Here is a 16257-nt window from a genome sequence, read left to right on the forward strand (position 1 = left end):
TCGCCGCGCGGCTAGGTCTCCAGCCGGCCCTTCAATGCAGCATGGTCGGCTGCCAGCGGCGTCACGCTGGCCGCAGCCGCGAGCGCGCCCAATGCCTGCCGGCGCAGTACCTCGCCATCGGCCGGCTTCAGCGCCACCAGCCAGGCGGCCGCCTCGGCCCAGGCCAGACGCGCCGGGCGGCCCAGGTTGGAGTCGTCGAACAGCGGCTGCAGCCGGGCCAGGGCCTCGCGCAGTTGCGCTTGCGCGCCGGGCTTGTGAAGCTCGGCCAGCAGGGCACCGTGCACGGCTTGCAGGGCGCTCAAGCGCAGGTCGGCAGCGGGATTGGGCGCGGTGCCGGCCGACGCCTTCCACGCGGCGAGGCCCTGCTCGACCACCGCCACCGCCTGGACAGGCTGGCCATTGCGCCAGAGCGCGAGCCCATGCTGGGCGGCCAACGTCCGCGGCATCTGGGCCCATTTGCTCTTGGGGCCCTCCTGCCGGGCCAGGCGTTCGTTCTCGGTCCAGGCCAGGGTCGAGGCCTCGAGCGCTGCGGCCCATTCGCCGCGGCGCAGTTGCACAAGCGACAGGGTATTGGCCTCTTGCAGCAGGCCATCGTGCCAGGCGATGTTGGCGGGCTCGGCCTCGACATTGGCGCGGCGCAACGGCATGGCGGCCTGCAGTTGGGCCAGGGCTTCGTCGAGCCGGTCCAGGCGCAGCAGCGTCTTTGCGCGGGATGCCAGCGCGACGCCGAGCTGGTGGCGGAGGTAGACCTCGGTTTTCATCTCGCCGGGTGCGGCGCGGGCGTCGCTCTCGGCATGCATGGCGGTGTCGGCCAGCAACTCGCGGTAGACCGGCTCGGCCTTCGCGTAAAGCGCAAGACCTTCATCAAGCTGGCCTGCCGCACTCAGCGTCTGGCCGAGGCTCATGGTGGTGTTGGCCAGCTCCACGCCCAGGGCGGCGCGGCCCAGCACGTCGTCCCTGGCAAACGGGCGGGCTTCTTCAAGGCGCTGGATGGCGAGCCGGATGTTGGCCACCGCGCGTTCGCTTTGGCCAGCGTTGCGCAGCCGGACCGACTGCACCTGCAGCACCCTGGAATGCCATTGCGCAAAGCGCCAGTCGTGGTGCTGGCTGGCCCATAGGCGTTCGCCCAGCTCGATAGCGCGCTGCGCCATCGCGTCGGTCTGGGCGCCGAGTTCGGCCGTGCCGGTGGTGTCATTGCCCAGCAGATCGGCGCGGCGGGCGAGGATGGAGGCGCTGAGCGCCTGCAGATCGCCATCGGGCTGTTCGCCCTGCACCAGGGGGTCGAGCGCGGCGAGGGTCTGCGCCAGCAGCGCATCCTGGGCCTTGCGGCCGCCGGGCAGGTAGGTGATCGCATCGCCGAAGCGGAACACCAGGTCGGCCGTGATGCCCTTGACCGCCGTCAGCCGCAACTCGGCCGCCGCGCGCGCCTGGCGGGCCACGTGCGCTTGCCAGGACGCCGCCGCCAGGCCCCCGGCCAAGGCCAGCACGACGCCGAGACCCAGGCTCACCGGCAGGCGGTTGCGTTGCACGAACTTGGCGAGCACATAGCCACGGCTGGGCGCGCGGGCGCTGACGGGGTAGCCCGCGAGCGTGGCGCGCAGGTCGGCCGCGAACTGGTCGACGCTGGCATAGCGGCGGCCCACGTCCTTCTCCAGCGCCTTGAGCAGGATGTTGTCCAGGTCGCCCTTGAGGCGCTGCCGGGTGACCAGCCAGGCCTGGGCATGGGGCGCCGCAGCGTCGGGGCTGCTCAGTTGCGAGGGGCGGGTAGGCGCTTCGTCCAGCACCGCGCGGGCGGCCTCGGCGGGGCTGCGCGCGCTGCGGCCGTAGGGGCGCTGGCCGGTCAGCAACTGGTAGAGCAGCACGCCCAGGGAGTAGACATCGGTGGCCGTGCCCACCGGCTCGGCGCGCACCTGCTCGGGGCTGGCGTAGTTCGGCGTGAAGGGGCGCGCGGCGCCGAGCGTGCTGTCGTTGCCTTTCGCCTCGGTGGGGTCCAGCGCCTTGGCAATGCCGAAGTCCAGCAGCTTGACCTGGCCGTCTTGCGTGACCAGCACGTTGCCGGGCTTGAGGTCGCGGTGCACGAGCAGGTTGCGGTGGGCGTGCGAGACGGCATCGGCCAGCTGCAGAAACAGCGCCAGGCGCGCCTCGACCGACCGGGAGCGTGCGGCCTCGTCGATGGGCTGACCGTCGACGAACTCCATGACGAAGTAAGGCAGGCCGTCGCCGCTGAGGCCGGCGTCGAAGAGCTGGGCGATGTGCGGGTGATTCAGCCGCGCCAGCGCCTGGCGCTCCTGGGCGAAGCGCTGCAGCACGGCGTCGCTGTCCATGCCGCGCTTGATGACCTTGATGGCCGCGCGACCCTCGAAGCTGCCGTCGGCGCGACGCGCCTCGTAGACCTCGCCCATGCCGCCCGTGCCGATGCTGCGCACCACCGCCCAGGCGCCGAAGCGCTCGCCGTCGCGCGACAGGCTGCTGGCGACGCTCTCGGCGATGGGCCGCGACAGCAGCGGCTCACCGTCGGTGAGATCCGCCTCGTCGGGGTGGTGGGCCAGCAGCGACTGCAGCTCGGCCTTCATGGCGGCGCTCAGCGTGAGCGCATCGAGATAGGCGGCTCGTTCGGCAGCGGGCAGGGCCACGGCCTCGTCGAAGCAGCGCCGAACGGTCGCCCAGTCTGTGGCGGAGGGGGTGGGAGTCGGCGTGTTCATCGGCGAGGCTGGGCGGCGAGGCGGTTGCAAAGTTCTTGGGAAAGGGGCGCCGCGCGAATGTAGGTCGCGCGGCGCTCCGTCAGGCCCGCGGTATCACTGCTTGACGAGGCTGCCGCACTGCGCAAGCAACTTCACCGGGCGGGGCTCGCGATGGCTGGCATCGGCGCTGTAGGAGGCGGGGATGCCCAGCGCTGCGTTGGCCGGCTGATAGGCCAGCGACACCCAGATCTGTTCACCTGCGCTGAAGTAGTCCTGCGCCTGCACCGCCACCGTGTCGCCAAAGGTGACGATGACGTCGTCCTCATCGCCGCCCAGCCGCGTGGTGACGTCCACATTGCCGCTCACGAGATGGAAGACGCCGCTGCTCGACACGTCGAGCGTGCAGCTGCTGCTCGTGTAGTGGCCGACCAGTGCCGAGGACATGTCGGCTGCCGTGGCGCCGTTCAGGGCCGCGACGTTGGTGGTGCCGGCGCTGGTCGTCGGCTTGGGGTTGCTCAGCCAGCATTCCACACGGTCCGTGGCGGTGGTGAAGCCGGTGCCGCCCTGCCTTGCCACGCCCTGCGCCATCACGCCCTTGACGAGGGTGAGCTGGGCGTAGCGGTCGTTGGGCACGTCGCTGGCCTGCATGCGGGTGAGGCTGACCACATTGAGGATGATGTCGCCCACGTCGCCATCGACGGCGGCCTTCAGGGTCTTGTCGCCGGCCGACACGGTCAGCATGCCGTCTGCGGCCACGCTGATCGAGCAGGAGGTGGTCTCCTGCGTCGGCTGGCCGGTCGTGAAGATGCGGCCGAGCTGGCCCTGCCAGGTGCCGATGGCCGGCGCGACGTCGGCAGCGGTTGCCTTGCCTTTGGGTGTGAGCACGATGGCGTTGGGAGCGGGTGGCGTGGGATCGGTGCCGGTCAGCGCGGGGGGCAGTTTGTAGATGCCGCCCGTCGCGGCGGTGAAGTCGGCGATCAGGTCGATGTAGGTCTTCTTGCTGGCCAGTGCTGCGGCCATGAGGCTGTCCAGCAAGGCGTCCGTCGGGTCACCGGCCTTGGCATCGAAGACGACGGTGAAGGGGTCGAAGGTGCCCGTGGGCAGCACATAGCTGCCAGCCTTCAGCGTGGCGATCAGCTGGGTGAGCGCGCCGGCGGTGTCGAGCCGGGTGCCGGCCGGTGCGGCGGCGAGGCCGGCGAACCAGGTGGCGGGTGGGACACCAGCAGCGCGCGCGATGGTGAGGTCGGTCAGCGTGGTGATGTTCACCCGCCCGGCGGCCGTGGCGATGCTGTGCAGCGTCAGCGGGTTGGCCGCGCCGCCCACCGTGCCACCGGCCACCTGCAGCGCGCAGGGCAGCGTGTTGGCCGGCACGTCGACCGTCCAGACGCCGGTGGCGCTGGTGGGCAGCGAGACCGTGGCCGGCCCGCTGGTGCAGGTGGCGGTGACGGTGCTGCCCACGAGCGGCGCGCCGCGCGCGGCCACGCCCGTGAGCGATGCCATCACCGGCGGCGGCGGTGGCGCCGGGACCGGCGCGGGAGCGGGGGCAGCAGCAATGGGCGGCGGCGCCGGCGTTGGGGTCGGCGTGGCGGCCGTGCCACCACCGCCACAGCCGGCGAGGGTGGTCGCGACCAGGGCGGCTGCAAGAGTCGGGAGCGCGAGAAGGCCGCGCATGGCGCCGGCGGTCGAACGGGCGGGCGGGCAGGGAGACGGTGTCATGGCGAAGGTCCTGTTCGGTGATGCACGCCGCTCGCCAATTCGAGAGGCATGGCGAGGTACGCCGCGCGGCACGCCCGGAAGGCTCATGGCCCGGCAAAAAAACCGGGCACTGCAAAATGGGCGCCACCATGCATGCCAACGCGCCGCCTACCTCACCTGCTGTTGCCGATGTGACGGAATGGCTGCGCCGCCTGGATGAGAACGCGGCAGGGGCGTCCAACCAGCTGTTCGAGCTGCTCTACGACGAGCTGCACCGCATTGCGCGCGCCCACATGGGCCGCGAGGCGAATGCGCACACGCTGAGCCCGACGGTGCTGACGCACGAGGCCTGGTTCCGCATGGCCGAGCAGGCCCGCACGCAGTGGGCCAACCGTGCGCACTTCCTGTCGGTGGCGTCGACCATGATGCGGCGCATCCTGGTGAACCACGCCATGGCCAAGCGCACCGAGAAGCGCGAGGCGCAGCTGGTGTCGCTGTCCATCACAGGCGCACCGGACATCGGCGTGCAGGCCGCGCCCGACGTGGTCGCCGTGCATGAGGCCATCCTCGCGCTGGAGGCCGTCGATGCACGGGCCGCCAAGGTGGTGGAGCTCAAGTTCTTCGGCGGGCTCGAGAACGACGAGATCGCCCAGGCGCTCGACCTGTCGCTGGCCACCGTCAAGCGCGACTGGGCGCTGGCGCGGGCCTGGCTGCGCCGCGAACTGGGTGCCGCGCCGCTGGCCTGACGCCGCGAAGGCAGTTCAGCGGGCGCCCTTCAGCCGCTCCACCAGCGCATCCCGCGCGCCGCCGATCAGCGGCAGGTAGGCGCGCTCGAACGTTGGCTCGTCGAGGGTGACGGCTGCCGTCGTGTTGCTCGTGCCGCGTGCACGGCCGCCAATGAGCAGTGCCAATCCGGTCGACAGCGCGTTGCTCGTGGCGTCGGACTTTTTGGACTCGTCGCTGGTCGTGTCCACCAGCGCGAAGCCGTCGGCCGCCCCTGGAACCGCGCGGTCGACATRGAAGGCGCCATTCACGCCGCTGCGCGACGTGGTGCGGAAGATGCGCTGGCCTTCCTGAGACACGATCTGCAGCTGCGTCTCATTGGGGTAGAGCACCGGGCCAGCCTCGATGGAGGAGGAGGCCCGCCGTGCGATGTTGGCCAGGAAGCCCTTGCTGCCGGAGGCCGAGCCGAAGCTGGCGAAGAAGTGGAAACGCACGAAATGCAGGTCCATCGCCTTGGCCACCGCGCTGGCCTTGGCACCGTTGGCACCATCGAGGGCGGTGATGCGGTCGCTCATGCTGCCGCGGATCCCGGCCGTCTGGAAAAAGGCCGGCATGCCGGTCGGGGCGAAGATCTTGGAGATGGCGGCCGTGTCATCGACGACGTAGGGCGCCGGCTTGCCCATGCGGGCTTCGACGGCCGCGTACTCGGGGTTGGCACGCACCGTCTCCATGGGAACCACCTCGAAGCCGGCAGCGGTCAGCGCCTCGACGGACTCGCGGTAGATGCGGTCGGTCAGCGCCTGCATGGCCGCGTCGGGCACGCCACGCAGTTCGGCCTGTACCGAGGTGCTGTTGCCACCGCCGTTGCCGCTGGCCTTCAGCAGGGTGACGAATTCGATGCCGAATTGGTCGATGGCGATGCGGCGTGCGCCTTTGATGGCCCCACCGTTGTCGCTGCCGACCGAGACCGATGGCCCGGTCGTTTGCGCTGCGGCTGGCAGCGCGCCAACGAAGACGCAGAGCGTGGCGAGGGTGATGACAAGAGCGTGCAGGCGGCGCATGGCGGTCTTTCGTGGCGGGTCTGGAACCTTCGGTGTTTCGAAGGGGGCAACCCGGTACGCAAGACAACGGCGCAAAAAGGCTCAAAACGATGGAAGCGCTCAAGGAGCGGCTCCCCAGCCGATCACTTGATCCGCTGCTTCTCCAGCTTGCGCGCCAGCGTGCGCCGGTGCATGCCCAGGCGCCGCGCGGTCTCGCTGATGTTGAAGTCGGTCTCGGCCAGCACCTCGTGGATGCGTTCCCACTCCAGCGTCTTGATGGAGGCCGTCTGGCGCTCGGTCACCTCCACGTCGGCATCGCCCTGCTTGCGCGCGAAGGCGGCCTCGATGTCATCGGTGTTGGCCGGCTTGGCGAGGTAGTGGCAGGCGCCCAGCTTGATAGCCTCGACCGCCGTGGCAATGCTGGCGTAGCCGGTCAGCACGACGATCAGCACCTCCGGGTCCCAGGCGTGCAGATGCTGCACGCAGGTCAGGCCGGAGGCGCCACCGGCGAGCTTGAGGTCGACGACGGCATGGCCCAGTTCCTCGTCTTCGGGCAGGCCGTCGAGCAGCGCCTTCATGTCGTCCAGCCCCGTGGCGCGCAGCACGCGCCAGCCACGGCGCTCGAAGGAGCGGATCAGCGTGCGGGCAAAGCTGTCGTCGTCTTCGACGATGAGCAGCAGGCGGTCTTCTTCAGGCATCAGTGCGCGATTGTCTGGGTAGGAGTGAAGCCAGCGGCAGCGTGAGGGTGACGGCGGCGCCGCCCTCCTCCCGGTTACGCGCCTCCAGCCGGCCGCCCAGCGTGCGCGCAACGTTGACCGACAGGAACAGCCCCATGCCGCGCCCGGGCTGGCCCTTGCTGCTCTGGTAGGGCTCACCGAAATGCTTGAGACGCTGGGCGTCGAAGCCGGGGCCTTCGTCGAGCACGCTCAGGGACAGCGTGTCCCCGCCCGGGCAGGTGGCGACGAGGGTCAGCGGCGTGCCCGGCGCGGCCTCGGCGGCGTTGTCCAGCAGGTTGGCGACGACCTGCTGCAGCGCGCTGTCCGAAATGATGTCGATGTCCGGCAGGTCCTCGCTCTGCAGCGCCAGTTCGGCGTTGAGATGGGCCGAGCGCCACTGGCTGGCCAGCCCGTCAATGAAGGCCTGCAGCGGCGTCAGCTGCGGCGCCTCACCGCGCATCTCGCCGGCCGACATCAGGATGCCGGTGACGATGGCCTTGCAGCGCAGGACCTGGCGCTGCATCTCCTCGATCTCCTCGCGCAGCTCGGGTTCGCCGGCAAAGGGCGCCATGTGCGCCCAGTCGCCCAGGATGACGCTGAGCGTGGCCAGCGGCGTGCCCAGCTCGTGCGCGGCGCCGCTGGCCAGCAGGCCCATGCGCACGATGTGCACCTCCTCGGCGGCGCGCTGCTGCAGCTCGGCCAGTTCGGCGTCTCGCTGGCGCAGGTTGCGGTTGATGCGCACGATGAAGACGCTGAGCAGGCCGACGTTGAGCAGGAAGCACAGCAGCAGGCCACCCAGGTAGTTGGGCGACAGCGTCGTGGGCGAGGTGGCGTCCAGCAGCAGCGGGCGGTGCCACTGCGTCAGCGCGACGAAGCCGGTCAGCGTGCTCAGCACGATGGCGCCGAGGTAGGCCGGCCGCAGCAGCACCGAGGCCACGGCGACCTGCAGCAGATAGAGGTAGATGAAGGGGTTGTCGCTGCCGCCGGCCAAATAGAGCTGGCCGGTCAGCACGCCCACGTCGACGAGCAACGCGACGCAGAGCTCGATCTGCGACACCGGCTGCGCGAGCCGGTTGCGCCAGATGCTGAAGAGATTGAACGCGACCAGGATGCCCAGCAGGCTGAGCATCTCGGCCCAGGGCAGCGCAATGCCCAGACCGGCATGCACGACGAGCACGGTGGCGAGCTGGCCGCCGACGGCCAGCCAACGCAGCTCGATGAGCTGGCGCAGGTTGGCGCGGCCGGCGCGGCGTTCGGGCGCTACGGCAACGGGTTCAGCGGTGGAGGACAGGAGCGGGGTCAACCTAGATTCGGTAGTTGGGCGCGGCCGAGGGGCTGGCGAGGCGGGCCGCTGGCAAGGCGCGACGACGAAGTGGGCTGATGCCCACGAGAAGGAGCAACGCAGTCAGCGGACCGAAGCGCCAGACCAGCGGGCGTGCAGCGTTGCTCAACGAAGTGGCGAACGTTGTGCAGTAGTCAAGAGGTTGAAGCATCGAGGCTGTCGCCGAGTAGGAAGCGGTCAACTGCCGGATCTAGGTTGTGGCGAGGCGCGGCGGCGCTCCTCGCGCACCAGATAGCCGGCCGCGGCGGCGGCCATGGCCGCGAGCGCCAGCCAGGTGGCGGCGTAGACGGCGTGATTGTTGGCGAAACGGATGACCGTCAGTCCGGGGCGGGGATAGCGCTGTGGCTGGGTGGGGTCGGCGGACTCGTCGACGAAGAAAGGCGCGACGCGGTCAGCCACGCCGAGTTGAGCGGCGATGCCGGCGACGTCGCGCGAGTACCAGCGGCCTTCAGCAGGCACGTTGGCGCGCAGCGGGCCGCCGCCGGTCTCGGTGAGGCGCAGCAGGCCAGTCAGCTCGACGGGGCCGGCAGGCGCCGCATTCTGCTGCGGCGCGCGCTGCTCGGGCGGCACGAAGCCGCGGTTGACGAGTACGACGCTGCCATCGTCAAGGCGCAAYGGCGCCAGCACCCAGTGGCCGCCGCCAAGCTCGGTCACGGCCTGCACCAACACCTCGCCCGCCTCGAAGTGGCCGCGCAGGCGCAGGCGGCGGTATTCGTCGGCTTTGGAGACCACGGCAGAAGCCGGTGGCGGTGCGACGGGTTCGGCTTGGACCTGCCGCTCGGCGCGGGCCACCAGGTCCTGCTTCCAGCCCAGGCGCTGGAACTGCCAGGCGGCCAGCGCGAGGAAGCCCACGCTGGCCAGCGCCATGGCGACGATCAGTGCCAGGCGCGCCGCGCGGTTCACGGCATGTTGCGCATCGCAGCCGGGTCGGGCGTCGGCATCATGTTGGCGTTCATGTGATACATGACCCAGACCGAGCCGGCCAGCATGATGACGACCAGGGCGCCGGTGAACAGCAAGGCCAGCAACGACCAGCCCTGCTCGACCTTGGCGTTCATGTGCAGGAAATAGATCATGTGCACCACCATCTGGACGGCGGCGAAGCCGAGGATGACGAAGCCGGCCATCTTGGGGCTGGGCAGCACCTTGGCCATGACGAGCCAGAAGGGAATCGCCGTCAGCAGCACCGACAGGATGAAGCCGACGGCGTAGCCCTTGAAGCTGACGTGGAAGTCGCCGTCGTGATCGTGAGCATGGTCGGCCATCACAGCACTCCCATCAGGTAGACGAAGGTGAAGACGCCGATCCAGACGACGTCCAGGAAGTGCCAGAACATCGACAGGCACATCAGGCGGCGGCGGTTGGCGGGCGTCAGGCCGAGCTTGTTCACCTGGAACATCAGCGTGACCAGCCAGATGCAGCCGAAGGTGACGTGCAGGCCGTGCGTGCCGACCAGCGTGAAGAAGCTGGACAGGAAGGCGCTGCGCTGCGGGCCGGCTCCCTCGTGGATGAGGTGGTGGAACTCGTAGAGCTCGATGCCCAGGAAGCCCAGGCCGAACAGGCCCGTGATCGCCAGCCAGGCCAGCACCTGGCTCTTGCGCTTGGCCTGCATCGCGATCATCGCGAAGCCGTAGGTGATGGACGAGAACAGCAGCAGCGCGGTGTTGACGGCCACCAGCGGCAGGTCGAACAGGTCGGCACCGGACGGGCCGGCCGCGTAGCTGCGACCCAGCACGGCGTAGACGGCGAACAGCACCGCGAAGATGAGGCAGTCGCTCATCAGGTAGAGCCAGAAGCCCAGCATGGTGCTGTTGGGTGGATGGTGCTCGCCGCTGTGGTCGTAGTAGACCGGCGCGCCGTTCACGTGCGTAGCAACGGATGCAGTCATGTCGTTGTTCCCCCGGTCAGGCCAGCGCGGCGAGGGCACGGGTGCGCTCGTCTTCGGTGCGGGTCACGGCGTCGGCCGGGATGTGGAAGTCGCGGTCGTAGTTGAAGGTGTGGACGATGGCCGCGATGACAGTGGCCGCAAACGCTGCTGCCGCGATCCAGTACATGTGCCAGATCAGCGCAAAGCCCATGGCCGTGGCCAGCATGGCGATGATGAAACCGGCGCCCGTGTTCTTCGGCATGTGGATGGACACGAAGCCCTTGACCGGGCGCTCAGCGCCGCGGGCCTTCATGTCGTACCAGGCGTCCATCTCATGGGCGACGGGCGTGAAGGCGAAGTTGTAGTCAGGCGGCGGCGACGACGTGGACCACTCCAGCGTGCGGCCGCCCCAGATGTCGCCCGTGGTGTCGCGCAACTCCTTGCGGCGCCAGATGCTGACGCCGATCTGGACCAGGAAGGCGGCGATGCCGAGCGCCACGATGCCCGCGCCGATGGCGGCGATGACGAACCAGATCTGCAGCGACGGGTCGTCGAAGTGGCTGACGCGGCGCGTGATGCCCATCAGGCCCAGCACGTAGAGCGGCGTGAACGCGACCCAGAAGCCGATGAACCAGCACCAGAACGAGACCTTGCCCCAGAAGGCGTCCAGCCGGAAGCCGAAGGCCTTGGGGAACCAGTAGTTGATGCCGGCGAAGGCGCCGAACACCACGCCGCCGATGATGACGTTGTGGAAGTGGGCAATCAGGAACAGGCTGTTGTGCAGCACGAAGTCCGCCGCCGGCACGGCCAGCAGCACGCCGGTCATGCCGCCGATGCTGAAKGTGACCATGAAGCCCACGGTCCACAGCATCGGTACTTCAAACTTGATGCGGCCACGGTACATCGTGAACAGCCAGTTGAAGATCTTGGCGCCCGTCGGGATCGAGATGATCATCGTCGTGATGCCGAAGAACGAGTTCACGCTCGCGCCCGAACCCATCGTGAAGAAGTGGTGCAGCCAGACGAGGTAGGACAGGATGGTGATGACGACCGTCGCATAGACCATGGACGCATAGCCGAACAACTTCTTCTGGCTGAACGTGGACACGACTTCCGAGAAGATGCCGAACACCGGCAGCACCAGGATGTAGACCTCGGGGTGGCCCCAGATCCAGATCAGGTTCACGTAGAGCATGGCGTTGCCGCCGAGGTCGTTGGTGAAGAAGTTGGTGCCCAGGTAGCGGTCGGCCGTCAGCAGCGCGAGCGTGGCGGCCAGCACGGGGAAGGTCGCGACGATGAGCACGTTGGTGCACAGCGAGGTCCAGGTGAAGACGGGCATCTTCATCATGGTCATGCCAGGCGCGCGCATCTTGATGATGGTGGCGATCAGGTTGATGCCCGAGAGCGTCGTGCCCACCCCCGCGATCTGTAGTGACCACAGGTAGTAGTCCACTCCCACATCCGGGCTCGCCAGGATGCCCGACAGCGGCGGGTAGGCCAGCCAGCCGGTCTTGGCGAACTCGCCGATGAACAGCGAGATCATGACCAGCACGGCGCCGCCGGCCGTCATCCAGAAACTGAAGTTGTTCAGGAAGGGAAAGGCCACGTCGCGCGCGCCGATCTGCAGCGGCACGACGTAGTTCATGAAGCCGGTCACGAAGGGCATCGCGACGAAGAAGATCATGATGACGCCGTGCGCCGTGAAGACCTGGTCGTAATGGTGCGGCGGCAGGAAGCCGGCGCTCTCGCCAAAGGCCATGGCCTGGTGGGCACGCATCATCAGCGCGTCCGCGAAGCCGCGCAGCAGCATCACGATGCCCAGGATCATGTACATGATCCCGATCTTCTTGTGGTCGATGCTGGTGATCCACTCGGTCCACAGATGGCCCCAGAGCTTGAACCTGGTGATCAGTGCGAACACCATCGCGCCGCCCAACGCGACGGCGAGGAAGGTGGCGATGAGGATGGGCTCGTGCAGGGGCAGCGAGTCCCAGCCCAGCCGGCCGAGGACGGGGTGAAGCTGGTCAGCAGCCTGGTGCTGGGCGACAACGGAATTGGACATCGGTCGGACTCAGTTCTTCGGCGCGTTGGTGGCGTTGCCAGCGCCGGCTTCGATCTCGATGGGCAGGCCCAGCGGATTGGTCGGCGTGCACAGTGCGGCGACGACATAGCGCTCGCGCTTGTTGCCCTCGGCATCGCGCCAGCTGCTGCGCATGGTGCTCGCCACGCCGCCCTTGCCGGCGCCACCGGCGGCGTCGATGGCCATCATCTGGCTGGAGCACATCTTCTTGCCGTCGACGCAGCGGTCGACGATGGCGCTCCACAGGCCGGGCTCCACGCTGGCGAAGCGCTGGATGGGCTCCTTGGCGCTGGGCTGCTCCAGCTTCATGTAGTCGGCGCGCGTGAGCGTGTTGCCACCGGCCTTGTTGCTCGCGACCCAGCGCGCGAAGTCTTCATTGCTGAGGCCGTGGAACTTGAAGCGCATGTCCGAGAAGCCGGCGCCGCTGTAATGGGCCGACAGGCCGTCGTAGATGCCGGCCTTGTTGATGACCGCGTGCAGTTGCGTCTCCATGCCCGGCATCGTGTAGATCATGCCGGCCAGCGCAGGCACGTAGAAGGTGTTCATCACCGTCGTCGACGTGAAGCGGAAGTGGATAGGCCTGTCCACCGGCGCGGCCAGCTCGTTGATGGTGGCGATGCCCTGCTCGGGGTAGATGAACAGCCACTTCCAGTCCATGGAGACGGCATAGACCTCCATCGGCTTCACGTCGGCAGCCAGCGGTTTGCCTTCGGCGATGCGGTCCAGCGGGCGGAAGGGGTCCAGCTTGTGGGTGCTGATCCAGGTGATCGCGCCCAGCGCGATGATGATCAGCAGCGGTGCGCCCCAGATGACCAGTTCCAGGCGGGTGGAGTGGTCCCAGTCCGGTTCATAGGTGGCCTCGGTGTTGGACTGGCGGTAGCGGTACGCAAAGAACAGCGTCAACGCGATCACCGGCACGATGATCAGCAGCATGAGCAGCGTCGACGTGACAATCAGCTGCGCCTGCTGCTGCGCGATGTCGCCGTGAGGCTTCATCACGATCCAATCGCAGCCAGACAAAGCGAAGCTGGCTGACAAGACCAGGGCGCTGTTGAGGAGAGACTTGTTGGGGTACATCCTGAGGCTGCGCGCAAGGGTTAACGATCTTGCACGCTGCGACGGAATGTAAGTTGATTGAGGCAAATCAACGAGTGGACATTTTGTCCTAGGCAAAGACGGAGACAGGCCCTAAATGGCAATGAGCAGTACCTTACCTACACCCCAGTCCGGCCCGCTGGCCAAGCGCACCGATGAAGACCTGGCACCCGGCGACATCGCGGTCGGCGTCATCATCGGCCGGGCGTCCGAGTATTTCGATTTCTTCGTCTTCGGCATCGCCTCGGTGCTGGTCTTCCCGCAGGTGTTCTTCCCCTTCGCGGACCGCCTGACCGGCACGCTCTACGCCTTCCTGGTCTTCGCGCTGGCCTTCGTCGTCCGCCCGGTCGGCACGCTGATCGGCATGGAGATCCAGCGCCGCTTCGGCCGCTCGGCCAAGCTGACCACCGCCCTCTTCCTGCTCGGCTGCTCCACCGTCGCCATGGGCCTGCTGCCGGGCTTTGCGGAAGCTGGCAGCACGGCCATCGTGCTGCTGGCGCTGTGCCGCGTCGGCCAGGGCCTGGCGCTGGGCGGCTCCTGGGACGGCCTGCCCTCGCTGCTGGCCTTGAACGCCCCGCCGGACCGCCGCGGCTGGTACGCCATGCTGGGCCAGCTCGGTGCGCCGCTGGGCTTCTTCATCGCCTCGGGCGTGTTCCTCTACGTGTTCAGCAGCCTCGACAGCAAGGACTTCCTGTCCTGGGGCTGGCGCTTCCCCTTCTTCACGGCCTTCGCGATCAACGTCGTCGCGCTGTTCGCCCGCCTGCGCCTGGTCGTCACGCACGAGTACGAGAAGCGCATGGAGGAGCATGAGCTGGACCCGGCGCCGCTGCGCGAACTGCTGCCGGCCCAGGGCCACCACATCGTCATCGGCGCCTTCGTGGCCCTGGCCAGCTACGCCCTCTTCCACCTGGTGACGGTGTTCCCGCTGTCCTGGGTCGCGCTGTCCGATGAAGAAGGCATTGAGGGCTTCATGAAGATGGAGTTGCTGGGCGCCGCCTTCGCCGCTGCCGCCATGCCCATGTCCGGCCTGATCGCCGACAAGGTAGGCCGGCGCAACTTCCTGGGCACGCTGGCCATCGCCATCGGCGTGTTCGCGCTGTTCGCGCCGCTGATGCTGGGCGGCGGCAAGCCGGGCCAGGCGGCCTTCATCCTCATCGGCTTCGTGCTGCTGGGCCTGTCCTATGGCCAGTCGGCGGGCTCGGTGACGTCCAACTTCCTGCCGCACTTCCGCTACACCGGTGCGGCACTCACGGCCGACATGGCCTGGCTGCTGGGTGCGGCCTTCGCGCCCGTCACCGCGCTGTACCTGTCGTCGCGCTTCGGGCTGATGTCGCTCAGCGTCTACCTGCTGTCCGGCGTCGTCTGCACGCTGCTGGCGCTGCGGGTGAACAAGCGGCTGCGGGCAGCGGCGGTGGTGCACGACTGAAGCCGCACGGCTCCCAGCAAGGCGGGCTGCGGCCCGCCTTTGTTTTGCCCCAACAGTTTCCACAATGGATAAGCTTCAGTACACTTAGCCAGATCGGAAACTGACGAGGCAAGCATGGCCCTGACGCTGCACTACCACCCGCTGTCCTCCTACTGCTGGAAGGTCTTGATCGCGCTGTACGAGAACGGCTCGCCCTTCGAGGCCTGCATGGTCAACCTCGGCGACCCGGCCGCACGCGCCGCCTATGCCGCGCTGTGGCCCACGGCCAAGATCCCGCTGCTGGTCGACGGCGAACGCGTGGTGCCCGAGACGTCGATACAGATCGAGTACCTGGACCGCCACCACCCCGGCGCGCTGCGGCTGCTGCCCGAGGATGCAGAGGCACAGTTGGAAGTACGCCTCTGGGACCGCGTCTTCGACCTGCATGTGATGACCCCCATGCAGCGCTTCATCGCCCAGCAGCTGCGCCCCGAGGCCGAGCGCGATGCAGCCACGCTGGCGCAGACCGTCAACGACCTTGGCATGGCCTATGACCTCATCGAAAGCCGCCTGGGCAGCCGGACCTGGGCGGCCGGCGAAGCCTTCAGCATGGCCGATTGCGCGGCGGCGCCGGCGCTGTTTTACGCGGCAATAGTGCGACCCTTCTCGCCTGAGCACACCCGACTCAGCGCCTACTTCGAGCGCCTGCTCGCCCGCCCGTCGGTGTGGCGCTGCATCGTCGAGGCCCGCCCGGTCTTCCAGTACTACCCGCTGCGCCATGCCCTCCCCGCTCGCTTCCTCGGCTGAGGGGCTGAACCAGCTCTTTGCCGCGCTGGCCGACGGCAACCRCCGCGCCATGGTCGACCAGCTCGCGCGCGGGCCGGCGTCGGTATCGGACCTCGCCAGGCCGCTCGCCATTGCCCTGCCCTCGGCGCTCAAGCACCTGGCCGTGCTGGAGGCCGGCGGGTTGGTTGAATCGGACAAGGCGGGCCGCGTGCGCACCTACCGCATCGCGCCGGACGCTTTCAGCGGGCTGGAAGCCTGGGTGGCCGAGCGCAAGGCGATATGGCATCGGCAGTTCGATGCGCTCGATGCTCTTCTCGCAGAACAGGACGAATCCAAGCCATGACGACGACTTCCGCCGCCCACACCAGCTTTGTGCTGGACCGCCGCTTCAAGGCCTCGGCCGCCCGTGTGTTCTCGGCCTGGGCCGACCCGGCCACCAAGCTGCGCTGGAACGACTGCCACGCCGAGATGAACGCCACCGAGTTCAGCATGGACTTCCGCCCCGGCGGGCAGGAGATCTACCGCAGCCAGTTGCCGGACGGCACGAAGCTCGCCGTCGACAAGGTCTTCCTCGACATCGTGACCAACGCGCGCATCGTCTTCGCCTACTCGATGGCCGCAAACGGCCGCGCGCTGTCGGCCTCGCTCGTCACAGTGGAGTTCGCGGACACGCCGAGTGGCTCGACGCTCAAGCTGACCGAGCAGCTTGCCTATCTCGACGGCCACCAAGACCTGGAACAACGCCGCCGAGGCACCGAAGAAGGCCTGGACCGGCTGCTGCTGGAGGTAGACGCTGCTTGACTAAGCGTGTTCGCCGAGCTTCCTCT

At 68.3% G+C, this 16257-nt stretch carries 15 protein-coding genes; 5 read left to right on the plus strand and 10 right to left on the minus strand.

Annotated elements, in window-relative coordinates:
- Positions 1-11 precede the first annotated feature (11 nt).
- Both ACXRVZ_RS18985 and ACXRVZ_RS18990 read right to left on the minus strand, forming a co-directional pair.
- Positions 12-2702, minus strand: a complete 2691-nt coding sequence (locus ACXRVZ_RS18985) for a protein kinase domain-containing protein (protein WP_457426400.1) — start codon at positions 2700-2702, stop codon at positions 12-14.
- Positions 2703-2795: 93 nt separating this feature from the next.
- The gene (locus ACXRVZ_RS18990) at positions 2796-4397 is read right to left on the minus strand and encodes a hypothetical protein (protein WP_458232689.1); all 1602 of its coding nucleotides are present in this window, start codon (positions 4395-4397) and stop codon (positions 2796-2798) included.
- A 128-nt stretch (positions 4398-4525) separates the two neighbouring features.
- Here ACXRVZ_RS18990 and ACXRVZ_RS18995 point away from each other — a divergent pair, with 128 nt between their 5' ends.
- The gene (locus ACXRVZ_RS18995; protein WP_457426396.1) at positions 4526-5122 is read left to right on the plus strand and encodes an ECF-type sigma factor; all 597 of its coding nucleotides are present in this window, start codon (positions 4526-4528) and stop codon (positions 5120-5122) included.
- 15 nt (positions 5123-5137) lie between these two features.
- Here ACXRVZ_RS18995 and ACXRVZ_RS19000 read toward each other — a convergent pair whose 3' ends face one another.
- The 8 genes from ACXRVZ_RS19000 to cyoA all read right to left on the minus strand — a co-directional run bounded on the left by ACXRVZ_RS19000 (position 5138) and on the right by cyoA (position 13221).
- Entirely contained in the window at positions 5138-6160 is a 1023-nt protein-coding gene (locus ACXRVZ_RS19000; protein ID WP_458232690.1) for a hypothetical protein, read from the minus strand.
- A 122-nt stretch (positions 6161-6282) separates the two neighbouring features.
- Positions 6283-6837: a response regulator transcription factor gene (locus tag ACXRVZ_RS19005; RefSeq protein ID WP_457426392.1), complete on the minus strand. Its 555-nt coding sequence runs from the start codon at positions 6835-6837 to the stop codon at positions 6283-6285.
- A complete protein-coding gene (locus ACXRVZ_RS19010; RefSeq protein WP_457426390.1) occupies positions 6830-8158 on the minus strand; it encodes an ATP-binding protein in 1329 nt (442 codons plus the stop codon). Before ACXRVZ_RS19010 ends, ACXRVZ_RS19005 begins: the two co-directional genes overlap by 8 nt.
- 216 nt (positions 8159-8374) lie before the next feature.
- Positions 8375-9100, minus strand: a complete 726-nt coding sequence (locus ACXRVZ_RS19015) for an SURF1 family protein (RefSeq protein ID WP_457426388.1) — start codon at positions 9098-9100, stop codon at positions 8375-8377.
- Entirely contained in the window at positions 9097-9462 is a 366-nt protein-coding gene (gene cyoD, locus ACXRVZ_RS19020) for a cytochrome o ubiquinol oxidase subunit IV (protein ID WP_457426386.1), read from the minus strand. The genes ACXRVZ_RS19015 and cyoD overlap by 4 nt, the downstream gene beginning before the upstream one ends.
- Complete coding sequence (cyoC, locus tag ACXRVZ_RS19025) at positions 9462-10085, minus strand: cytochrome o ubiquinol oxidase subunit III (protein ID WP_457426384.1); 624 nt, start codon at positions 10083-10085, stop codon at positions 9462-9464. The genes cyoD and cyoC overlap by 1 nt, the downstream gene beginning before the upstream one ends.
- Positions 10086-10101: 16 nt before the next feature.
- Positions 10102-12126 (minus strand): cytochrome o ubiquinol oxidase subunit I, encoded by a 2025-nt coding sequence (gene cyoB, locus ACXRVZ_RS19030; protein ID WP_457426382.1) that lies wholly within the window; start codon positions 12124-12126, stop codon positions 10102-10104.
- 9 nt (positions 12127-12135) lie between these two features.
- Positions 12136-13221, minus strand: coding sequence for a ubiquinol oxidase subunit II (gene cyoA / locus ACXRVZ_RS19035; protein WP_457426380.1), 1086 nt, complete (start codon positions 13219-13221; stop codon positions 12136-12138).
- 121 nt (positions 13222-13342) lie between these two features.
- Between cyoA and ACXRVZ_RS19040 the strand changes: the two genes are divergently transcribed.
- From ACXRVZ_RS19040 to ACXRVZ_RS19055, 4 genes are all read left to right on the plus strand, one after another.
- Entirely contained in the window at positions 13343-14665 is a 1323-nt protein-coding gene (locus ACXRVZ_RS19040) for an MFS transporter (protein WP_458232691.1), read from the plus strand.
- 114 nt (positions 14666-14779) lie between these two features.
- Positions 14780-15451 (plus strand): glutathione S-transferase family protein, encoded by a 672-nt coding sequence (locus ACXRVZ_RS19045; protein ID WP_457426376.1) that lies wholly within the window; start codon positions 14780-14782, stop codon positions 15449-15451.
- Positions 15423-15773 carry an ArsR/SmtB family transcription factor gene (locus ACXRVZ_RS19050; RefSeq protein WP_458232692.1) on the plus strand — a complete coding sequence of 117 codons (351 nt, stop codon included), beginning with the start codon at positions 15423-15425 and terminating at the stop codon, positions 15771-15773. The genes ACXRVZ_RS19045 and ACXRVZ_RS19050 overlap by 29 nt, the downstream gene beginning before the upstream one ends.
- Positions 15770-16231 (plus strand): SRPBCC family protein, encoded by a 462-nt coding sequence (locus ACXRVZ_RS19055; protein WP_457426372.1) that lies wholly within the window; start codon positions 15770-15772, stop codon positions 16229-16231. Before ACXRVZ_RS19050 ends, ACXRVZ_RS19055 begins: the two co-directional genes overlap by 4 nt.
- The last annotated feature ends 26 nt before the right edge of the window (positions 16232-16257 follow it).

The organism is Roseateles sp. P5_E8 (assembly GCF_054177665.1).